This is a genomic window from Paenibacillus sp. S33, from assembly GCF_053615415.1.
The window spans coordinates 4648549-4667981 of record NZ_JBSIEZ010000001.1; the positions used below are offsets into that span (position 1 = coordinate 4648549).

Genomic DNA, 19433 nt, shown 5'->3' on the forward strand with positions numbered 1-19433 from the left:
TGATGTGAATGTATTCATTACAGTGCAGCATCCATTTCCTTGATCATTTCAGATACGGATTCCAGACCATTACCTGACAGGTACCAGTAGTTAGGATCAAGGTATACAATATGACCGTTTTTGAACGCATTGGTTTTCTTCACCAGTTCATTCTCCATGGTTTGTTTGCCTGTAACCTGTTCCTTGCCTTCTTCGACCACCACAGCCCCACGGTCAACGACAAAAATATAATCTGGATTTTTTTGCTGTACATATTCAAAAGAAACCTTTTGTCCATGCGTGGATACTTTAATGCCAGGATCTACAGGAGTTACGCCAAAAGCATCATGAATGATACCAAAGCGAGATTGTGAGCCATATGCGCTCAGGCTTCCTTCATTCGTCAGCACGATCAGTCCTTTAGCTTTGCTCGCTACGGCCTTGTCATGTACGGCCTTGATGGAGCTATCAATCGCAGCCAGTTCCTGCTTGGCAGCATCCTCTTTGTCGAAGATTTGACCTAGTGTTTCAACGTTTTTCTTAAAGGAATTGATATAATCCTTGGTGTCTACAGCCATCGAAATGGTCGGTGCAATTTTACTCAACTCTTTATATGCATCAGCTTGTCTGCCACCGATGATGATCAGCTCAGGAGACAGGTCACTGATTTTCTCGTAGTCCGGTTCAAACAGCGTGCCCGCACTTGCATATTTGGAATCTTTAAATTTGCTCAGATACGTAGGAAGATCCTGCTGCGCTACTGCCGCAACGTCAACACCCAGCTTATCCAGCGTATCCAATGAACCGAAATCAAAGACAACGACATTTTTTGGATTAACTTTGACTTGGACCGGGTTTTCATCCAATGCGTGTTTGACCGAGATGGTTTTGGATTCCGTTGTTGCAGCAGAGGAGCCGTTTCCAGTCGCTTCCGGTGTTGCCGGAGCTGCTGTGCCACAGGCCGACACAATCAGTACCAATGCAAGCATTAGCGTTAAAAACATCATATTTTTCTTCATTTAACATTCCCCCTAAGTGAAATAAACGCAAATTTTATGGTCACCGATCTGTTGAATCGGAATATCCATATCGTACAAATCCTTTAATACCTGACTATCAATCATCTCGTCAGCCGTTCCTTGTTTTAGCAACCTGCCATCCTTCATCCCTACAATATAGTCTGAATAGCAGGAGGCAAAATTAATGTCGTGCAACACAACCAGAATCGTTTTGCCGAGATCATTCACCAAACCGCGCAGCGTCTTCATAATCTGAACCGAATGCTTCATATCCAGATTGTTCAGCGGCTCATCCAACAGGATGTATTCTGTGTCCTGAGCCAGAATCATGGCAATAAAAGCCCGCTGTCGCTGTCCCCCACTAAGCAAATCAATATGCTTGTCTTTCATATCCTCCAGTCCCATGTAGGCCATAGACTGCTCCACCATTTTGCGATCCTCGCTGTTCAATCTGCCTTTGGAATACGGAAAACGGCCGAAGCTGACCAGCTCCTTCACGGTTAAGCGAATATTGACATCATTGGTCTGTTTTAAAATAGATATCTTCCGGGCTAGCTCCTCGCTTTTCGTCAGGCTCACGGCCTGCCCGTCAATGAGGATTTCCCCCTCATCACTGTCAGTCAGGCGACTAATCATCGACAACAAGGTGCTTTTTCCAGCGCCGTTAGGTCCAATAAAGGAGGTAATGGTGCCTTTAGGTACAGTGACGGATACCTGATCCACCACATTTTTATTCCCATAGCGTTTGGATACGTTTCTGACTTCTACCATGACTTATTCTCCCGCAGCAAAAGATACAGGAAGTACACCCCCCCGATAAAGTTAATAATGACACTGACCGTTGTCGATAAGTCGAATACTCTTTCTGCCAGCAGTTGGCACCCTGCCAATGCAATGACGCTAACACAGATGGAGGCCGGAATAATATAACGGTGCTGATAGGTTTTCATCACCTGATAAGCCACATTGGCCACAATTAATCCGAGAAATGTAATCGGCCCGACAAGCGCTGTAGAAATGGAAATGAGAATCGCTACGATTACCAGTAGCCTTTTAATGATAAAACCATAAGGAAGACCCAGGTTAATCGCATGCTCCCGTCCCAGCGACAGCACGTCCAGATACTTGATGAATCTCCACGCATAAGCGAATACGAGAACAAGAATGAATACAGAAAGCCACAATAGCTCGGTATTTACGTTACTGAAGCTAGCAAAGCTCTTGTCTTGGATTTTCGCAAATTCGTTTGGATCAATCAGTACCTCCATAAAGGTAGATAAACTGTTAAACAGCGTGCCGAACACCAGACCAATCAGCAAAAGTACATAAATCCCGCGTCCATCTTTGCGGAAAATTAATTTGTATAGCAGTCCTGCGAAAAGCACCATCAGCCCCACCGATATCAAAAAGTTCAATTCTTTGCTGGTCGAAATGAAAGGGACGGAACCAAATGCAAAAATAATCGTCGTCTGAATCAGCATATACAGTGAATCCAGTCCGATAATACCGGGAGTCAAAATCTTATTATTCGTAACCGTCTGGAAAATAACGGTTGCAAAAGCAATGGAGCCACCTGTCAGAATGAAGGCTGCGATCTTTTTTAATCGTCGTGGCAGCGCGTAATGCCAGGTATGCGGAAGATCTATAAACACGAAAGCAGCAATCAACACAAGCGCGGCAGCGGCTAATATTCCGATTTTTAATTTAGGATTCATAAGCCCTTCTCCTCAGCAGCAAATACAAGAACAACGCGCTCCCGATCACACCAACCGTAAGCCCTACAGAAATTTCATACGGATAAATGATCACCCGTCCCAAAATGTCGCAAAACAGCACAAAGACGGCGCCCAGGATCGCTGTATGAGCCAGACTTTTTTTCAGATTATCCCCCATATACATGCTGACCAGATTGGGTACAACCAGCCCCAAAAAGGGAATCGTCCCGACCGTTAAGATGACAACAGAGGAAACCAAAGCCACGATCACCAAACCGACATTGACGGTGCGCTTGTAATGTACACCCAAGTTGGCCGCAAAATCCTCACCCATGCCTGCAATTGTAAAACGATTCGCATATATGTACGCCAACGCAACCAAAGGAACACTAAGATATAGCATCTCGTAGCGACCACTCATGATTAGAGAAAAATCCCCCTGCATCCACGAAGAAATGCCCTGGATCAGATTGTATTTGTAAGCAAAAAAGGTCGTTACCGAATTTAAAATGCCTCCAAACATCAAACCGACAAGCGGGATAAATACCGGGTCCTTGAAACGGATTTTATCCAGTATTTTCATGAAAATCAGTGTTCCCCCTAGAGCAAATCCAAAAGCCGTCAGCATCTTCGTCCAAAATCCTGCCGCTCCAAACACCATAATAGCCATCAGCACACCCAATCGTGCCGCATCCATCGTCCCTGCGGTGGTGGGCGATACAAATCGGTTCCGGGTAAGCTGCTGCATGATCAATCCACAGATACTCATACTCGCCCCTGCGATAATGATACTGATCAATCGTGGGAATCTGCTAATCAGGAGTACCTGCGCCTGATCGTTGGTTAAGTGGAACAAATCAAGTGGAGTTACATCATGAACACCAATAAACACCGAGGCGAAAGCCAGTACCAGAAAAGCCAGTATTAAATAACGCAATTTCATCTCTAACTAAGGGAGCCTGTCCAATAACCTCTACCAAGCTTCGGCCCTGTCCTCCCCTCCAATAATGATAATCATTATCAAAAATCAACTAGCATAAATTATATCAGTGATATTGTATCTGTCAAATTCTTTGCAATGAATAAGCCATATCAAAAAAGGTGTTAGCAAAACCTGAATAGTCTGAAGAGTGAATGAGCAAATAAGAGCAATATCCTGTAAAATAGAGGTGGAAGATTTAGGATTACCCTTTTCTCATTTTTACTGTAAGCAATTCTTGGAATTCGGGATTCATTAACTTGATGAATCAAAAAACAGGAGGAAAATGATGAATCACATATTAATCGTCGAGGACGATATCGCCTTGAGTAACGGTATTGTTCTTGCTCTTAAAGAACCTAACAACGTATTTGTGCAAACGTATGACATAGCTACTGCAAAAGAACAATTGAACGTCACTGCCTTTGACCTAATGATTCTTGATGTAAATTTGCCGGATGGAAACGGGCTTGATCTTTTAACAGATATACGGAAAAAAACAACTATACCCGTCATCGTTCTGACTGCGAATGATATGGAAACAGATGTCGTCACTGGTTTTGAGCTGGGTGCTGACGACTACATCACCAAACCCTTCAGTCTTATGGTACTGAGAGCAAGAGTTGGCGTTCAGCTAAAGAAATCCAGATACTCGCTTGCAGACTCCATTCAGCTAGACAATTTTTCTTTTTCATTCGAGAGAATGGAATTTATTAAGAATGGTACACCTATTGAACTAAGTAAAACTGAGCAAAAATTGTTACGCATCCTAATCAACAATCGAGGAAATACCGTTTCGCGTGATCATTTGATAGACAGCATCTGGACTGACGGGGCTGAATATGTAGGTGAAAATGCCTTGTCAGTTACGATAAAAAGGCTACGTGACAAGCTCGAGGATCATCCTTCCTCCCCACAATATATTAAAACGGTTTATGGGCTGGGCTACACATGGGCGTTGAAATGACAACACTCCTATATATATGTATTGGAATTGCCATTGTTGCTGTATGCACCGCTGTGTGTGCTATTATGCTGTATCGCAGGAGCATCCGTAAAACAATGAAAACCATTGAGAACATGCTTGATGCCGCGATAAATGGCAGCTTCTCAGAGGATGTCTTTGATGAATCCGTTCTTTCTTCAATAGAAGCTAAATTTGTGAGATTTCTTTCCATTTGTTCCGTGTCCTCCAAAAATCTGCTTGCTGAAAAGAATAAAATAAATGAGCTGATTTCCGATATTTCACACCAAACGAAAACACCATTGGCCAACATCCTGCTTTATTCCCAACTACTTAGCGAATACGAACTATCACAGGATACCTCCACTTGTGTGAAAGCTCTATCTGCACAGGCCGAAAAGCTTAACTTTCTGATCCAGGCATTGTTGAAAACATCGCGGCTTGAAACGGGGATTATCACGGTAGCGCCAAGACGAGAATCTGTTCAAAAGCTCCTGCACAGTGCAAAGGAGCAAATTATGCCAAAAGCAGATGCCAAAGGGATTTCAGTTGTTAGGGAGGACACCGTTATTCATGCTTATTTTGACCTAAAGTGGACGAGTGAAGCTGTCTATAACATTATGGATAACGCCATAAAATATACAGAGACAGGCGGAAGCGTAATTATAAAAGTGATAGCATATGAATTGTTTTGCCGAATTGATATCACTGACAACGGCATAGGGATTGCAGAAGAGGAACAAGGTAAAATCTTTACCCGCTTCTATCGCTCCCCCACCGTTTACACGCAGGAGGGGGTCGGGATTGGGTTGTTTTTAGCTAGAGAAATCATCGCTGCGGAGGGGGGGTACATCAAGGTACGATCACGCTACTGCAGTGGCTCCACCTTCTCTATTTTTCTTTCTATGGAAACTTAATTCTTTCAATACTGTTAGATTTCAGAAAGATTGTAGAAAGATCAGTGTGTTAATGTCTGTACTGTAGATGACTACGATCCAGACATTTTTTTGTGGAGGAGAACGTAATATGGCTCTATTGAAAACTCAGGCATTAAGGAAGCATTACGGAAACGGAGATACTGCTGTTCATGCCTTAGACGGCGTGAATCTGGAGGTGGAAAGCGGAGAATTTGTCGCTATTGTTGGTACGTCCGGGAGCGGCAAATCTACCCTTCTCCATATGCTGGGTGGACTTGATCGTCCAACAAGTGGAGGCGTTACGATTGACGGCAAAGATATTTTTACATTGAAGGACGAAGAATTGACTATTTTTCGCAGACGAAAGATTGGGTTCGTGTTTCAAAATTACAACCTGGTACCTGTCTTGAATGTCTATGAGAATATTGTACTCCCTATTGAACTGGACGGTAAAGAACCGGACAAAGCCCACGTAGATAAAATTGTACATACTTTGGGTCTTGGCCAAAAGTTGAATAACCTACCCAACCATCTATCGGGGGGCCAGCAGCAGCGCGTAGCCATCGCCAGATCATTGGCAGCGAAACCTGCGATTGTTTTAGCAGATGAACCCACTGGGAACCTGGATAGTAAAACCAGTCTGGATGTGATGGGATTGATCAAGGTATCCAGCCAGCAGTTCCGCCAAACGATAGTGATGATTACTCACAACGAGGAAATTGCGCAAATGGCAGACCGGATCATCCGAATTGAGGACGGTAAAATAGTAGGTGGTGCGACCCGATGATCAAAGTAAAGAACAGTAAGGCGGTTCGTAATTTATCAGATAAAAGTTTAAAAGCCAATAAAATCCGCAATATTATTGCGATTATCGCTATTGCCTTAACCACTTTGTTATTTACATCTCTGTTTACTATGGGGAGTGGTACGATGGAAAATCTCCAGCAGGGAACGATGAGGCAGGTTGGTGGGAAAGCGCATGCTTTTATCAAGTATATCAACGATGAGGAATTTAATCACATCAAAGACCACCCTCTTATTAAAGAGATAGCGTATAGCCGCTTGTTAAGTGAAAAAGTGACAAACGAGCAATTTTTAAAGCGTCGTGCGGAGTTCTGGTATCATGACGATGTAGGGCTGAAGCTAGGATTGATTGAGCTAGAAAAAGGCCACAAACCGGTGGCAGAAAATGAGGTTATCGCGGACTCTAAGACCCTACAGTTACTGGGTACTCCCCTGAAAGAGGGCGCCCCATTGTCCTTAAAGCTTGAGGTTCACGGCAAAATGGTACAGCGTGAATTTATCCTCTCCGGCTGGTGGAAGAGTGACCCCGCCGCCGTGATAGCCAGAGGTCAAATTTATGCTTCTAAAGCTTATGTAGATGCCCATGCCGAAGAATTACGCTACACATATAAGCAGGATCATGATATGACCGGAGCCATCAATGCAGATATCATGTTCGATAACAGCTCGAACATGCGGGAAAATCTTAATAAAGTGATTACAGAAAGCGGTTATTCTCTGGACAAAAATGCACCGAACTATATTAACAGTAATGTTAACTGGGCGTATCTTTCCAACACTTTTAGTTCGAACCCTGAAGCCGTCTTTCCCCTAGCAACTGGTCTGTTACTGATCATGCTTACTGGCTATCTGATTATCTATAATATTTTCCAAATCTCGGTGATGCGTGATATTCGTTTCTACGGTCTTCTAAAAACCATTGGCACAACCAGCAGGCAAATCAGCAGAATTATCCGCAGACAGGCATTATTTCTTTCCTTGATCGGGGTTCCTATCGGCTTGCTCGCAGGTTTTTTAGTCGGCAGATCGCTTATCCCTCTGCTGCTTATGAACACTTCTATGCACGCAAATGCTGAGGTAACTATATCCCCCAGCCCATGGATTTTTATCGGCTCCGCTTTGTTTGCAGTCATGACAGTTATGATCAGTGCATATAAGCCTAGTAGAATTGCGGCGACTGTGTCTCCGATCGAGGCAGTAAGATACGTAGACGGAGCTACCCAAAAGGGGAAGAAAAAACTAAAAAAATCAACTAACGGTGCTAAAATGCCGCTGATGGCTCGAGCCAACTTAGGGCGCAATAAGAAGCGGACTATTTTGGTGGTGCTTAGCCTTTCTCTAGGTCTAGTGCTACTGAATACTACTTTTACATTATCCCAAAGTCTGGATATGAATAAGTATGTGTCTAAAAGCCATGACACTGACTTTCTGATTGCACATGCTGATTATTTTCAAGAACATTTCACAGGCCCTGACAATGCGACGACGGAAAGCTATATTCAGGCCATACAGGCACAACCCGGTTTTGAAGAAGGTGGACGATTGTACAGTGGCGGCAATTTATTCACTGTCGAGTATAAAGAGAACAAAGAGGGGATGAAGTTGTACGGGGAAATCGTCACTCCTGACGCTCGCGGCAACTTATCTGCACCAGTGTATGGGCTTGAAGATCTCCCCCTTCACCGACTACAATTAATTGATGGTGAGCTTGATTATGGCAAGCTAGCTTCGGGAAAGTATATTTTGGAAGGGGTTTGGTTAGACGATTACGATCATCCTGATATGGAACTATCCGTATACAAAATAGGTGAAAAGGTTACTCTTCATAACTATATGGGCACAGCAAATACCCAAGAGTATACTAGCCATGAATTCACAGTGCTTGGTCATATTGGCGTAAAATCAACCAATTCTGGTGTAGCCGTTCCTACTTATACTAACTTCTATCTCCCGGCGGATATTTACAAAACGCTTGTGAAGAAGCCTGTGGTGATGAGTTATGCCTTTAATGTATCCGATAGTAAAGAAAAAATGATGGAGAGCTTTATAAAGAATTATAGCAAAGCAGAAGAGCCAGTAATGGACTATCGGTCCAAATCCACCGTAATTGCCGAATTTTCAGGTATGCAAAAAACAATTCTGATGATCGGCGGTACGCTCAGTATTATTATTGGGGTGATTGGCATTCTTAATTTTGCAAACGCGCTTCTAACTAGTATTCTGACCCGGCATCAAGAATTTGCTATGCTACAAAGCATCGGCATGACCAACAAACAATTAAAAACAATGCTTATTTATGAGGGCATGTACTATGTGCTCGGCACCAGCATATGCTCCATCTTATTAGGAAGCCTATTTTCCGTCTTAATTGCGAGACCCTTGAGTACTCAAATATGGTTTATGAGTTATAGATTTATTATCTGGCCCCTGATCCTCGTGCTGCCTGTTCTGCTCGCTCTTGGGATATGTCTTCCTCTCGCTATTTATTCTCTGAGCGACAGGAAAACTATCGTAGAACGACTGCGAACAGCAGAATAAATCCCCCTGTAAAGAAAATGACCTGGTCAAAACTTTTGGCTGGGTCATTTCTTGGTTATTCAACAGTAGTTTAATACCTGCTCCCTGAACCATGAGCAAATAAGAGTATATCCTGTAAAATAGAAATAGAGAATTGGGCGGCTCTCATTTACATTTTTATTGTGAGCGGTTGTTAGAGCTCGGAATTCAATGACTTGTTTAACCAAAATACAAGAGGAGAATGATGAACTATATATTAATTGTCGAGGATGATATCGCCTTGAGTAACGGGATTGTTCTTGCTCTTAAAGAACCTAACAACGTATTTGTACAAGCTTTTGTGTGAAAGCTTTATCTGCACAGGCCGAAAAGCTTAACTTTCTGATCATGCATTAGTGAAAACTTGACGGCTTGAAACGGGGATTATCATGGTATCGCTAAGGCGGGAATCTGTTCAAAGGCTCCCTGATGCTGCACTGGAGCAAATAATGCCAAAGGGATTTCAGTTGTTATGGGAGATACCGCTATTCATGCTTATTATGACCTAAAGTGGACCAGTGAAGCTGTCTATAACATTATGGATAACGCTATAAAATATACAGAGACAGGCGGAAGCATGACTATAAAAGTGATGGCATATGAATCGTTTTGCCGAATTGATATCACTGACAACGGCATAGGGATTGCAGAAGAAGAAAAAGGTCAAATCTTTACCCGTTTCTATCGCTCCCCCACCGTTAACACGCAGGAGGGTGTCGGGATTGGACTGTTTTTAGCTAGAGAAATCATCGCTGTGGCGGGTGGTTACATCAAGGTACATTCATACTGCGGCTGTGGCTCTACCTTCTCTATTTTCTTTCTATGGATACTTAATTCTTTCAACACTGTTAGATTCCAGAAAGATTGTAGAAAGATTAGTGTGTTAGTGTCTGTACTGTAGATGACTACGGTCCAGACATTTTTTTGTGAAGGAGAACGTATATGGCTCTATTAAAAACACAGGAGTTGAAAAAGTATTATGGTAACGGGGATCATACTGTTCATGCTTTAGACGGTGTGAACCTGGAGGTGGAAAGCGGAGAGTTCGTGGCCATTGTCGGTACGTCCGGGAGCGGCAAATCTACCCTTCTCCATATGCTGGGTGGACTTGATCGTCCAACCAGTGGAAACGTTACGATTGACGGCAAGGATATTTTCACACTGAAGGACGAAGAATTGACTATTTTTCGCAGACGAAAGATTGGCTTTGTTTTTCAAAATTACAACCTGGTGCCCGTTTTAAATGTCTACGAGAATATTGTGCTTCCTATTGAACTAGATGGTAAAGAGCCAGACAAAACCCACATAGACAAAATTGTACATACCTTGGGTCTTGACCAAAAGTTGGATAACCTGCCCAACCATCTATCGGGGGGCCAGCAGCAGCGCGTAGCCATCGCCAGAGCATTGGCAGCAAAACCTGCAATTGTTTTAGCAGATGAACCCACCGGGAACCTGGACAGTAAAACCAGTCTGGATGTGATGGGATTGATCAAAGTATCCAGTAAACAGTTCGCCCAAACGATGGTAATGATTACTCATAATGAAGAAATCGCACAGATGGCAGACCGCATCATCCGCATTGAGGACGGTAAAATAGTAGGTGGTGCGCCCCAATGATCAAAGTAAAGAACAAATCCACAAGCTGGCAGATAAGAGTTTCAAAGTAAACAAAGCCCGTAACCTCTTTGCTATTGTTGCCATAGCTCTCACTTCATTGTTATTTACGACTTTGTACACCTTGGGGCTCGGTGCTGTTGAAAACTTACAACGGGCAACTATGCGACAGGCCGGTGGAGATGGACATGCCGTACTCAAATATATAACGGATGATGAATTTAATCATGTCAAGAATCATCCATTGATCAAGGAAATTGCTTATAACCGTATATTAAGCGATGGAGTTAAAAACGATAACTTCCTAAAACGCCGTACAGAGTTCTGGTATTACGATGATGTAGGGATGAAGCTCGGTTTTATTGAGCTTAAAGAGGGACACAAGCCTGTCGCAGAAAATGAAGTGATTGCAGACTCCAAGACGTTGCAGCTATTGGATGTTCCACTGAAGATTGGAGCACCTTTGAGAATAAAGCTTAACATACGAGGTAAAGAAGTACAGCGTGATTTTGTCCTCTCTGGCTGGTGGAAAAGTGATCCTGTAGTTAAGGTAGGGCAAATATTCGCTTCTAAAGCCTATGTCGATGCTCATGCCAAGGAATTACAAAGCACCTATAAAAAGGATCACTTCTATACAGGAGCCATTTGTGCATATATGATGTTCGACAATAGTTTTGATTTGCGAGGAAAGCTCAATAAAGTGATTACCAAAAGTGGATATTCGCTTGACGAAGATGCACCGAACTATATCGCGAGTAATGTAAATTGGGCATACATCTCAACCAATTTTAGTCTAGATACAGAGACCATCATAGCGTTAACTTCTGCCCTGTTACTGATCATATTTACCGGTTATTTGATCATCTATAATATATTCCAAATATCGGTAATGCGAGATATCCGTTTTTACGGTCTTTTAAAGACGATCGGTACAAGCAGTAAACAAATTCGCAGGATCATCCGCAGACAAGCGCTGATTCTATCAGTTCTAGGAATCCCGATTGGATTGATAGCAGGTTTTTTTATTGGTAAATCGCTCGTGCCTTTTATTATAAATATGAGTAATTTTAACGGTACCATGATATCGGTATCTCCTAACCCATGGATTTTTGTCGGATCTGCTTTGTTCGCGCTCATTACCGTAATGATCAGCACTTTCAAGCCAGGCAGAGTTGCATCATCCGTATCACCGATAGAAGCAGTCAGATACACAGGCGGGGCAAACAAGAGCAATGGTAAGCTGAAAAAATCAACCGGAGGTGCAAAAATCCACCTCATGGCTCGTTCCAACCTGGGGCGTAATAAAAACCGCACTATTTTAGTGGTGATTAGTCTTTCTTTAAGCTTGGTGCTTCTAAATACAGTATTCACGCTGTCTCAGAGTTTTGATATGGATAAATTTTTAGCCAAATTTAATGATACCGATTTTCTCATTGCTCATGCTGGATATTTCCAGGTTCCGAGTAGTTTTAGTGGGCATGAAAATGAAACCAGTGAAAGTTTTATTAAGGCTGTACAGGCACAACCAGGCTTCGAAGAAGGCGGCCGATTATACGGTGACCCAACAGCTTTCACGGCTGAAAATACAAAGGGAATTACGGATGATACCCAGAACACTGACGCTCACGGCAACTTCCTTGTAGACGTGTATGGGCTGGAAGATTTGCCCCTGCATCGGCTGCAGTTGATTGATGGTGAGCTTGATTTTAAGAAAATGGCCTCAGGTAAGTATATTCTGGAGGGAGTCGAACTGAACGACAACGACAAGCCTTACATGGAAAGCATTCATCATAAAGTGGGCGAAAACGTTACTTTGCATAGTTATGTGAGAACAGCAAATGATGCTCCATTGGGTAGAGAGTATTTAACACAAAAGTTTACAGTGCTTGGCCATGTGGGTATCAAATCCACCAATTCAAATCGCATTTCGAGCTATAATAGCTTTTACCTCCCGGCGGAAATATACAAATCACTTGTAAAAGAGCCTGCTATGATGAGCTATGCCTTTAATGTATCTTCAAATCAGGAAACGTCCATGCAGAGCTTTTTGAAGCGATACACAGAAACAATTGAACCAATGATGAGCTATGAATCCAAGATTACATCCAGAAACGCTTTATCAGGTATGCAAACTACTGTTATAATGATCGGCGGCTTGCTCAGCTTGATTATTGGCTTGATTGGTATCCTGAACTTTATTAATGCGATTTTAACCAGCATACTGACCCGCCGCAAAGAATTCGCTATGCTGCAAAGTATCGGCATGACCAAAAAGCAATTGCGCGGAATGCTGATTTATGAAGGACTATATTATGTTGGGGCTACTAGCCTAACCTCTATTCTATTGGCAATCTTATTTTCTCTTTTGATTGTGAAACCGTTATGTAGCCTGCTATGGCTTTTAAGCTATCACTTTATAATTTGGCCACTGTTTGTCTCATTGCCTTTACTGTTATTGCTTGGGATACTTATTCCAGTAGCAGTCTATTCTATGAACAACAAACAAAGTATTGTGGAGCGACTTCGAGAATCAGAGTAGATGCACCTAAAAATAAGAAAGTAAAATACCCATACGCGTCAAAAAAGATGACTTCTAATCCATTCAGAGGTCATCTTTTTATGCTTAGAAAGGTTTTTAGTTGCAGAACAACTATAACCTCCACTCTTCCCGTAAAAGCCCCATTCGGATCGAATCATAATACTCTCCATTATAATATCTGCACTTTCGAAGCCGGGCTTCGAGGGTCATGCCCAGCTTCTCTCCCACCTTCATCATCCGATGGTTTCCTGACCAGGTTGTAAAGCCTACTCTTACTAGAGGCAATGTATTAAACAAATGTGTGATCCATAGTCGAAGCGCCCTCGTACCATACCCACCGCTCCAATACTGCGAATCAAAGATACCTATTCCCATTTCAAGCCATTGTGAAGGCTAATGCTCCCAATAATAGCTCACAGATCCAATGACCTTGCCTTCCACTTCAATGATCCAAAAGTCATCTTGTCCGATTCGTTTTTCCTTCTCTTTTAAATAATCATCAAAAGAAAGTGGCTTATGTTCATAGTAGGGTGCATCCCACTGCTTCCATTCCGGTGCTTCTTCTTTAAAAGTTAACGTCCAAAGAGCCGGCAGGTCTTCTTCTGTAACAGGCCTAATCGTTAAATCCTTATCCGTATACATTTAGTACACTCCTTTTATAATAAAATTCATTCTATCTACTTTGGGCTATATTGAGCTTTATTGTATCTGCTTTTGCACTATTTCGAATTTCTAGTTTTGTCCGTCTTTGAAGCAAGACCGTAATTTAAGTTGACAAACAATCAAAAATAATATATCTTAATATCAAGATAATAAATATAAAGAAAAGTTTTTCGACTGTTTATTTTGTTTAGAAAAACCTAATCATATAAAAACCAAGGAGGATAATGACATGAAACTATTAGGATTGCATCACGTTTCGGCGATTACAGCGGCAGCGGCTAAAAATGTTGATTTTTATACTCAGGTAATGGGACTTCGGCTAATCAAGAAAACGGTGAACCAAGATGATGTTAGTGTGTATCACCTTTTTTACGGAGATGAGCGTGGAACTGCGGGTACAGAAGTCACTTTCTTTGAAATTCCACATGCGGGACAAACTCGTACAGGAAATAACAGCATTTCAGCTCTCTCCCTACGGGTACCGAATGACAAGGCACTGGATTACTGGAAAAACCGCTTCGAGCAGCTGGATGTAAAACATGGTGAAATTACGGATCAAGCGGGACGCTTGGCACTTTCGTTCGAGGATTTTGAAGGACAACGCTTCTTCCTCGTTTCAGATGAGCATGATCACGGAATGCGCGGCGGCACGCCTTGGGAGAAAAGCCCTGTCCCTGCCGAATACGGCATTGTAGGACTTGGACCGGTTCATCTGACTATTCCCAAAGCGGAGAATACCATTCTTATTCTTGAACAGGTTATGGGCTTCCGCAAAAAGGGCTCCTATCCTTCTCCTGTTGCTGGACAACCGGATGTGGTTATCTATGAAACGGGTGAAGGCGGTACAGGAACCGAAGTTCATCTGGAAGAGCGCAACGATCTGCCACAAGAGCGACCAGGACGCGGCAGTGTGCATCACGTAGCCTTCCGTGTTGAAACTGAGGAAGAGCTCAAACAGTGGGTAGACCGTATTGGGCAGCTGCAAATTTCCAACTCTGGTTTTGTAGATCGCTTTTATTTCCGTTCATTGTATTTCCGTGAGCCGAACGGCATTCTGTTTGAATTGGCAACCGATGGACCCGGCTTTGATACGGATGAAGAACTCGAGTTTCTGGGTGAATCGCTGGCGTTACCGCCATTTTTGGAATCGCGCCGCGCATCTATTGAAGCCAATCTCAAACCGCTTAACACCAAACATTAATTGAAGTTTCATTTACACAAAAGGGCATTCCGCTATCTGTAAGCTTTTTAGCTTTGACAGGTAAGCGAAATGCCCTTTTTAGTTATGCTTACAGCTTTTTATCATCCACACTGTTCAGCCATGCTTCGATTTCTCCGATTACAGAGGCGATACAGCCATCTTGGAACGGCGAGATGAGTCCTGCCAGCTCAACCAATCCGGTAAAAGATCGACTTCCTCCGGCACGGCATAGCTTCAAATAATCTTCCCACGCAGCTGCCCGGTCGATACTCATGCGTTTCCAGAATTGGAACGCGCACAGTTGCGCGAGTGTATAGTCAATATAGTAGAACGGGGATTGAAAAATATGACCCTGTTTGTGCCAAAATCCGCCCTGCTCCAGATACTCGTTGCCTTCATAATCCAGATGCGGTTTATACTTACGTTCAATGGAGCGCCATGCGCTTTTACGTTCGGCTGGGGTCCAGTCTGGATGTTCGTATACGGCATGCTGGAATTCGTCCACGGCTACGCCGTAAGGTACGAACAGCAACGATGAGGATAGATGTTCAAAGTGATATTTGTCCGTATCTTCTTCGAAGAACAGATTCATCCAAGGCCATGCGAAAAACTCCATGCTCATAGAGTGGATCTCAGCCGCCTCCATAGTTGGCCAATGGTACTCAGGAATTTCAAAATGTCGGCTTTCATAGACCTGGAAGGCATGACCTGCTTCATGCGTCAATACGTCAATATCACCGGATGTACCATTGAAATTGGAGAAAATAAACGGCGTGCCATATTCGCTCAAAAATGTACAATAGCCTCCGCTTTGCTTGCCCTTTTTGCTGATCAAATCCATCAATCCACGTTCGATCATAAAGCTGAAAAATTCATGTGTTTCCGCTGAAAGTTCCTCATACATACGTGCTCCATTACGAATGATCCACTCCGGGTCACCTTTAGGCGTAGGATTGCCTGACAGGAAGTTGAAGCCCTCGTCATAATAGCGAAGCTGATCTACTCCGATCCGTTCGCGCTGGCGCTCCTTCAGCTTGGTTGCCAGAGGAACGATGTGCTTCAGCACCTGCTCGCGGAAATTGGCTACCATTTCGGCATTGTAATCTGTACGTCCCAAGCGGGCATAGCCCAATTCTACGAAGTTGTCATAGCCCAACTTGTGTGCCATGCGCGTACGTACCTTCACCAGTTCATCATAAATCCGGTCCAGCTCGTCCTCATGCTCACTCATAAATTGATATTTAGCCTCGGAGGCCTGTTTGCGTGTCTCCCGGTTGGTAGCCATTTCAAAAGGCAGGAGCTGCGACAATGTGCGTTCTTCTCCCTCGAACGGGATCTTCGCTGAAGCAATCAATTGAGCATATTCCGAGGTCAGCTTATTTTCCTGCTGTAAATCCTCAATAATATCCGGATGGAACGACTTGAGTGCTACCTCGGCAATACTGAAAAGCTGGCTGCCCCATTGACTCTCCAACTCGGTTCGGAATGGAGAATCCACCAATGCCCGGTAGTAATCGGTTACATACTCCTGAATAACCGGCATGAAATCATCAGCATATTCTTGCTCCGCTTTGTAAAAGGTATCCTCCGTATTAATGGAGTGCCGAACTTCCACCAATTGCAATTGTGTTTCCACATTACTGCGCAGCTTGTTAATCGCATGAATCACTTCATTTTGACGTTCTACGCTGTCTGCTTCACGAAACTGCTGCAACAGCGTTTTAAACCGCTGTTCAATTTCAGGTTGCTCTGGTCGACTGTAAGCCATTTGGCTGAATAATGTCATTGCTTCGGTTCCTCCTTAAATGTAATAAATCTGATGCCTATTATACAGTACGAGTAGACCAAACTGGAAGCTGCAATTCCAAAAAAATACAACCTCAAAAGCCGCAATACTATGTATTGCGGCTTTTAAGCCTCATCTAACTCTATATATCAAAAAAGTCATGATCTAAAACAATCTAATATATATTCAGCCTGATGGAGATTTATAAGTCTTTCTAAGATCGCAGACCTTCATGCTTTATTGATTTTGCAAACGATGTGCCGCATGCAGGGTCGGACCGACGAATTCATTCAGCTTGAAGCTACCTTCAATGGCCTGTGTAATAAATCTCTTGGCCTGATCCACTGCTTCACGTACAGTCAGCCCTTGAGCCAAACCAGCCGTTACCGCTGCCGAAGTGGTGCAGCCTGCACCGTGGGTAAAGTTTGTTTTTACAACATCGGCTTCAAACCAATCAAAAGTGATTCCGTCATATAGCAGATCCATCGCTTTACCTGCGCGAATTTTGCCACGGTCCTTGATCAGTACATGCTTAGCTCCACGCTCATGGATAATCGCAGCCGCTTCCTGCATCTGCTCCAGTGTCGTGATCGGTCCATTCTTCGCCAGTTGCGAAGCCTCGAACAAGTTCGGTGTTACCAGGTCAGCGCCAGGAATCAACAATTCCAGCATCGCCTCTGTATTTTCCGGCTGAAGCACTTCATCCGTGCCTTTGCAGACCATAACCGGGTCAATTACGATCCGCTTCAGATCATGCTTTTTCAAATGGCTGGCTACCAGCTCGATAATTTCAACAGAACCAAGCATACCGGTTTTCATCGCATCAAAACCGATACCTTCCAATACAGTACGCAGCTGCGCTTCTACCACATCCAACGCAACAGGATATACAAGATGATCCCAGGTTTTAGGACCCATCGCTACTACGGTTGTCAATACGGTCATGCCATATACGCCAAGCTCCTGAAAGGTTTTCAGGTCTGCCTGAATACCCGCTCCACCGCTTGTGTCGGAGCCCGCTATCGTTAATGTTTTGGGAATCGTCATTTGTACATGCTCTCCTTCACTTTCTGTGCTGCATTTATCCTAATCCCGCTTGCGAAACTTGTCAACGCGCAAAACGGTCCTCTCTATGTTAAAAGTCACAAGCGACAGCAGCAGCTAAAAAACGAGAACATCCCCTTTTGAAACAGGAACATCCTCGCAATAACGTGTTATATGAAGAATTCGAAAGAAATTTGGAATTATAAATATCCACCGGTACTGTGATCATAGGCATGATTCTTTTCATTTGCACGTACGCCCAGACACAGACTCTGATACAGCTGCTGCTGTTCCGGTGTAGCAAAATTCCGATGCTGCTCAAATAAAGCCATACAACCAATGATATGTTCGGCATAGCTATTATCAACAGACAGTTGCAAGCAATGCAGTATTTGTCCCACTCCCTCGGGGTAATCGCCTTTTCGGAAATAATATTCCGCATACACCTTACAAAAGGATGCAAAGCGAAATGCATTAAAGTGCTTGCGATAATGAGTGTCCCATCGTTCCGGTGCAAGCTCCCAGAAGCTCTTGAGTTGCTGACTAAACAGTCCCAGTTCGGCATCCACGAAATAACCGAACCGGTTCGCCGATTCGAGCAAGGTGTTCAAGCCTTCCAGTGTCTCATCCGGATGCTCACGCAGGTAAGTAATATATTCATAGATTGCAGAAGTGTTGCCCATTTTAATTTCAATACAAAGTCGGTTGCCCTGTGCATATACACGATGTAGGTTGACCACTTTCCAGCCTTCTTCGTCTAAACCCTCAAACCAGCTCAAATCTGCATAACCCTCAATCCATTGCTTGGATTCCTCATATCTGCCCTGAAACTCATAGCAGCTGGCCTTGAGCAGATGCCCCTGAGCATAGTAATAAACGAGCGGTTTAAGCAGCTCCAGGTGCTCATCTCCAAAACGGTTCCGATTGCGATACAATGCCTGCGCCAGCTCTCTTAGCTCGTCCGCATACATTTCCATCTCGGACCATTGCATTTTTAAAGCAAACACTTGAGATAGCATATGTAAGCCTTCCAGTGCGTAAATTTCCGGTAGACGACTACGGTACAAATGGAATTGTACAGCAGCCTTCAAGTTCCGTTGGTTATCCTTAATCTGAATCTGGAATATACGGAAATAGCTGATCGCCAACCGTTCAGAGTGGGTATACTTCTCACTCTCGATGACACAATCATACAGAAGCATGGCGGCTTCATGTCTGCCATCCTCAAACATCGCTTCTGCGGTCTCAAAAATAGCAGGAACGTTCGATAAATCGTCCATCAAATAGCCAAGTACACTGCGTATACACTCCAGCTTGTTCAACTCTGAGCAACGTAGGAGAAACGGACGCAACCTCCTCCAGTGTGGTAAGGAATGAATAAAACATTCATCCACATACATCTCGAACAAAGATCCTTCTTCCAATCCCATGGCCTCGGTAATCAGATCAAGCTGATTGACTGAGATAGGCCGTGGTGGATTCCGATTAAGTATACCGCTAAGTGTACCCGGATTTACCTTGGAAGCATCTGCAAAACATTGCATTGAAATGCCTTCACTTTGAATATACTTTTCTATTTCTGCGCGGATCGTGGTGTTTTTTTCCAAAGGGACACCCCCTCAAACGAATGATGGTGACTTTTTCATTACC

Annotated in this window: 14 protein-coding genes and 2 pseudogenes; 8 read left to right on the forward strand and 8 right to left on the reverse strand. The window is 43.5% G+C overall.

Going from position 1 to position 19433, the window contains the following annotated elements:
* Positions 1 to 17: 17 nt before the first annotated feature.
* From ACWGXJ_RS21270 to ACWGXJ_RS21285, 4 genes are read right to left on the reverse strand one after another with little or no spacing between them, the layout of a single operon-like run.
* The gene (locus ACWGXJ_RS21270; RefSeq protein WP_061828929.1) at positions 18 to 998 is read right to left on the reverse strand and encodes a siderophore ABC transporter substrate-binding protein; all 981 of its coding nucleotides are present in this window, start codon (positions 996 to 998) and stop codon (positions 18 to 20) included.
* A 12-nt stretch (positions 999 to 1010) separates the two neighbouring features.
* Positions 1011 to 1769, reverse strand: a complete 759-nt coding sequence (locus tag ACWGXJ_RS21275; protein WP_452567553.1) for an iron ABC transporter ATP-binding protein — start codon at positions 1767 to 1769, stop codon at positions 1011 to 1013.
* Positions 1763 to 2713 carry an iron chelate uptake ABC transporter family permease subunit gene (locus ACWGXJ_RS21280; protein WP_209940458.1) on the reverse strand — a complete coding sequence of 317 codons (951 nt, stop codon included), beginning with the start codon at positions 2711 to 2713 and terminating at the stop codon, positions 1763 to 1765. The genes ACWGXJ_RS21275 and ACWGXJ_RS21280 overlap by 7 nt, the downstream gene beginning before the upstream one ends.
* Positions 2703 to 3656 carry an ABC transporter permease gene (locus tag ACWGXJ_RS21285; RefSeq protein WP_129550005.1) on the reverse strand — a complete coding sequence of 318 codons (954 nt, stop codon included), beginning with the start codon at positions 3654 to 3656 and terminating at the stop codon, positions 2703 to 2705. The genes ACWGXJ_RS21280 and ACWGXJ_RS21285 overlap by 11 nt, the downstream gene beginning before the upstream one ends.
* A gap of 325 nt (positions 3657 to 3981) precedes the next feature.
* Here ACWGXJ_RS21285 and ACWGXJ_RS21290 point away from each other — a divergent pair, with 325 nt between their 5' ends.
* The 7 genes and pseudogenes from ACWGXJ_RS21290 (at position 3982) to ACWGXJ_RS21320 (ending at position 13089) form a co-directional block, all read left to right on the forward strand.
* The gene (locus ACWGXJ_RS21290) at positions 3982 to 4659 is read left to right on the forward strand and encodes a response regulator transcription factor (RefSeq protein WP_452567939.1); all 678 of its coding nucleotides are present in this window, start codon (positions 3982 to 3984) and stop codon (positions 4657 to 4659) included.
* Complete coding sequence (locus tag ACWGXJ_RS21295) at positions 4656 to 5573, forward strand: sensor histidine kinase (RefSeq protein ID WP_452567940.1); 918 nt, start codon at positions 4656 to 4658, stop codon at positions 5571 to 5573. The genes ACWGXJ_RS21290 and ACWGXJ_RS21295 overlap by 4 nt, the downstream gene beginning before the upstream one ends.
* 109 nt (positions 5574 to 5682) lie before the next feature.
* A complete protein-coding gene (locus ACWGXJ_RS21300; protein ID WP_452567554.1) occupies positions 5683 to 6360 on the forward strand; it encodes an ABC transporter ATP-binding protein in 678 nt (225 codons plus the stop codon).
* A complete protein-coding gene (locus tag ACWGXJ_RS21305) occupies positions 6357 to 8915 on the forward strand; it encodes an ABC transporter permease (protein WP_452567555.1) in 2559 nt (852 codons plus the stop codon). Before ACWGXJ_RS21300 ends, ACWGXJ_RS21305 begins: the two co-directional genes overlap by 4 nt.
* Positions 8916 to 9224: 309 nt before the next feature.
* Positions 9225 to 9750 (forward strand): annotated as a pseudogene (locus ACWGXJ_RS21310) (sensor histidine kinase); the annotation flags it as partial.
* Positions 9751 to 9875: 125 nt separating this feature from the next.
* Positions 9876 to 10553 (forward strand): ABC transporter ATP-binding protein, encoded by a 678-nt coding sequence (locus ACWGXJ_RS21315; RefSeq protein WP_336078235.1) that lies wholly within the window; start codon positions 9876 to 9878, stop codon positions 10551 to 10553.
* Positions 10537 to 13089 carry an ABC transporter permease gene (locus ACWGXJ_RS21320; protein ID WP_452567556.1) on the forward strand — a complete coding sequence of 851 codons (2553 nt, stop codon included), beginning with the start codon at positions 10537 to 10539 and terminating at the stop codon, positions 13087 to 13089. Before ACWGXJ_RS21315 ends, ACWGXJ_RS21320 begins: the two co-directional genes overlap by 17 nt.
* A 111-nt stretch (positions 13090 to 13200) precedes the next feature.
* Here ACWGXJ_RS21320 and ACWGXJ_RS21325 read toward each other — a convergent pair.
* A pseudogene (locus tag ACWGXJ_RS21325) lies at positions 13201 to 13731 on the reverse strand (GNAT family N-acetyltransferase).
* 250 nt (positions 13732 to 13981) lie between these two features.
* On the opposite strand from ACWGXJ_RS21325, the gene ACWGXJ_RS21330 reads away from it, so the two are divergent.
* Positions 13982 to 14953: a ring-cleaving dioxygenase gene (locus ACWGXJ_RS21330; RefSeq protein ID WP_061828937.1), complete on the forward strand. Its 972-nt coding sequence runs from the start codon at positions 13982 to 13984 to the stop codon at positions 14951 to 14953.
* A gap of 88 nt (positions 14954 to 15041) precedes the next feature.
* On the opposite strand, the gene ACWGXJ_RS21335 is transcribed toward ACWGXJ_RS21330, so the two are convergent.
* From ACWGXJ_RS21335 to ACWGXJ_RS21345, 3 genes are all read right to left on the reverse strand, one after another.
* Complete coding sequence (locus ACWGXJ_RS21335) at positions 15042 to 16739, reverse strand: M3 family oligoendopeptidase (protein ID WP_452567557.1); 1698 nt, start codon at positions 16737 to 16739, stop codon at positions 15042 to 15044.
* A gap of 237 nt (positions 16740 to 16976) precedes the next feature.
* Complete coding sequence (gene thiD / locus ACWGXJ_RS21340) at positions 16977 to 17786, reverse strand: bifunctional hydroxymethylpyrimidine kinase/phosphomethylpyrimidine kinase (RefSeq protein ID WP_013312022.1); 810 nt, start codon at positions 17784 to 17786, stop codon at positions 16977 to 16979.
* Positions 17787 to 17983: 197 nt separating this feature from the next.
* Entirely contained in the window at positions 17984 to 19390 is a 1407-nt protein-coding gene (locus ACWGXJ_RS21345; RefSeq protein WP_452567558.1) for a DNA-binding protein, read from the reverse strand.
* Positions 19391 to 19433 lie beyond the last annotated feature (43 nt).

Bases quoted from the DNA above. Each gene is read 5' to 3' on its own strand.
- ACWGXJ_RS21270 (WP_061828929.1), bottom strand. From the start codon at position 998: ATGAAGAAAAATATGATGTTTTTAACGCTAATGCTTGCATTGGTACTG.
- ACWGXJ_RS21275 (WP_452567553.1), bottom strand. From the start codon at position 1,769: ATGGTAGAAGTCAGAAACGTATCCAAACGCTATGGGAATAAAAATGTG.
- ACWGXJ_RS21280 (WP_209940458.1), bottom strand. From the start codon at position 2,713: ATGAATCCTAAATTAAAAATCGGAATATTAGCCGCTGCCGCGCTTGTG.
- ACWGXJ_RS21285 (WP_129550005.1), bottom strand. From the start codon at position 3,656: ATGAAATTGCGTTATTTAATACTGGCTTTTCTGGTACTGGCTTTCGCC.
- ACWGXJ_RS21290 (WP_452567939.1), top strand. From the start codon at position 3,982: ATGAATCACATATTAATCGTCGAGGACGATATCGCCTTGAGTAACGGT.
- ACWGXJ_RS21295 (WP_452567940.1), top strand. From the start codon at position 4,656: ATGACAACACTCCTATATATATGTATTGGAATTGCCATTGTTGCTGTA.
- ACWGXJ_RS21300 (WP_452567554.1), top strand. From the start codon at position 5,683: ATGGCTCTATTGAAAACTCAGGCATTAAGGAAGCATTACGGAAACGGA.
- ACWGXJ_RS21305 (WP_452567555.1), top strand. From the start codon at position 6,357: ATGATCAAAGTAAAGAACAGTAAGGCGGTTCGTAATTTATCAGATAAA.
- ACWGXJ_RS21315 (WP_336078235.1), top strand. From the start codon at position 9,876: ATGGCTCTATTAAAAACACAGGAGTTGAAAAAGTATTATGGTAACGGG.
- ACWGXJ_RS21330 (WP_061828937.1), top strand. From the start codon at position 13,982: ATGAAACTATTAGGATTGCATCACGTTTCGGCGATTACAGCGGCAGCG.
- ACWGXJ_RS21335 (WP_452567557.1), bottom strand. From the start codon at position 16,739: ATGACATTATTCAGCCAAATGGCTTACAGTCGACCAGAGCAACCTGAA.
- thiD (WP_013312022.1), bottom strand. From the start codon at position 17,786: ATGACGATTCCCAAAACATTAACGATAGCGGGCTCCGACACAAGCGGT.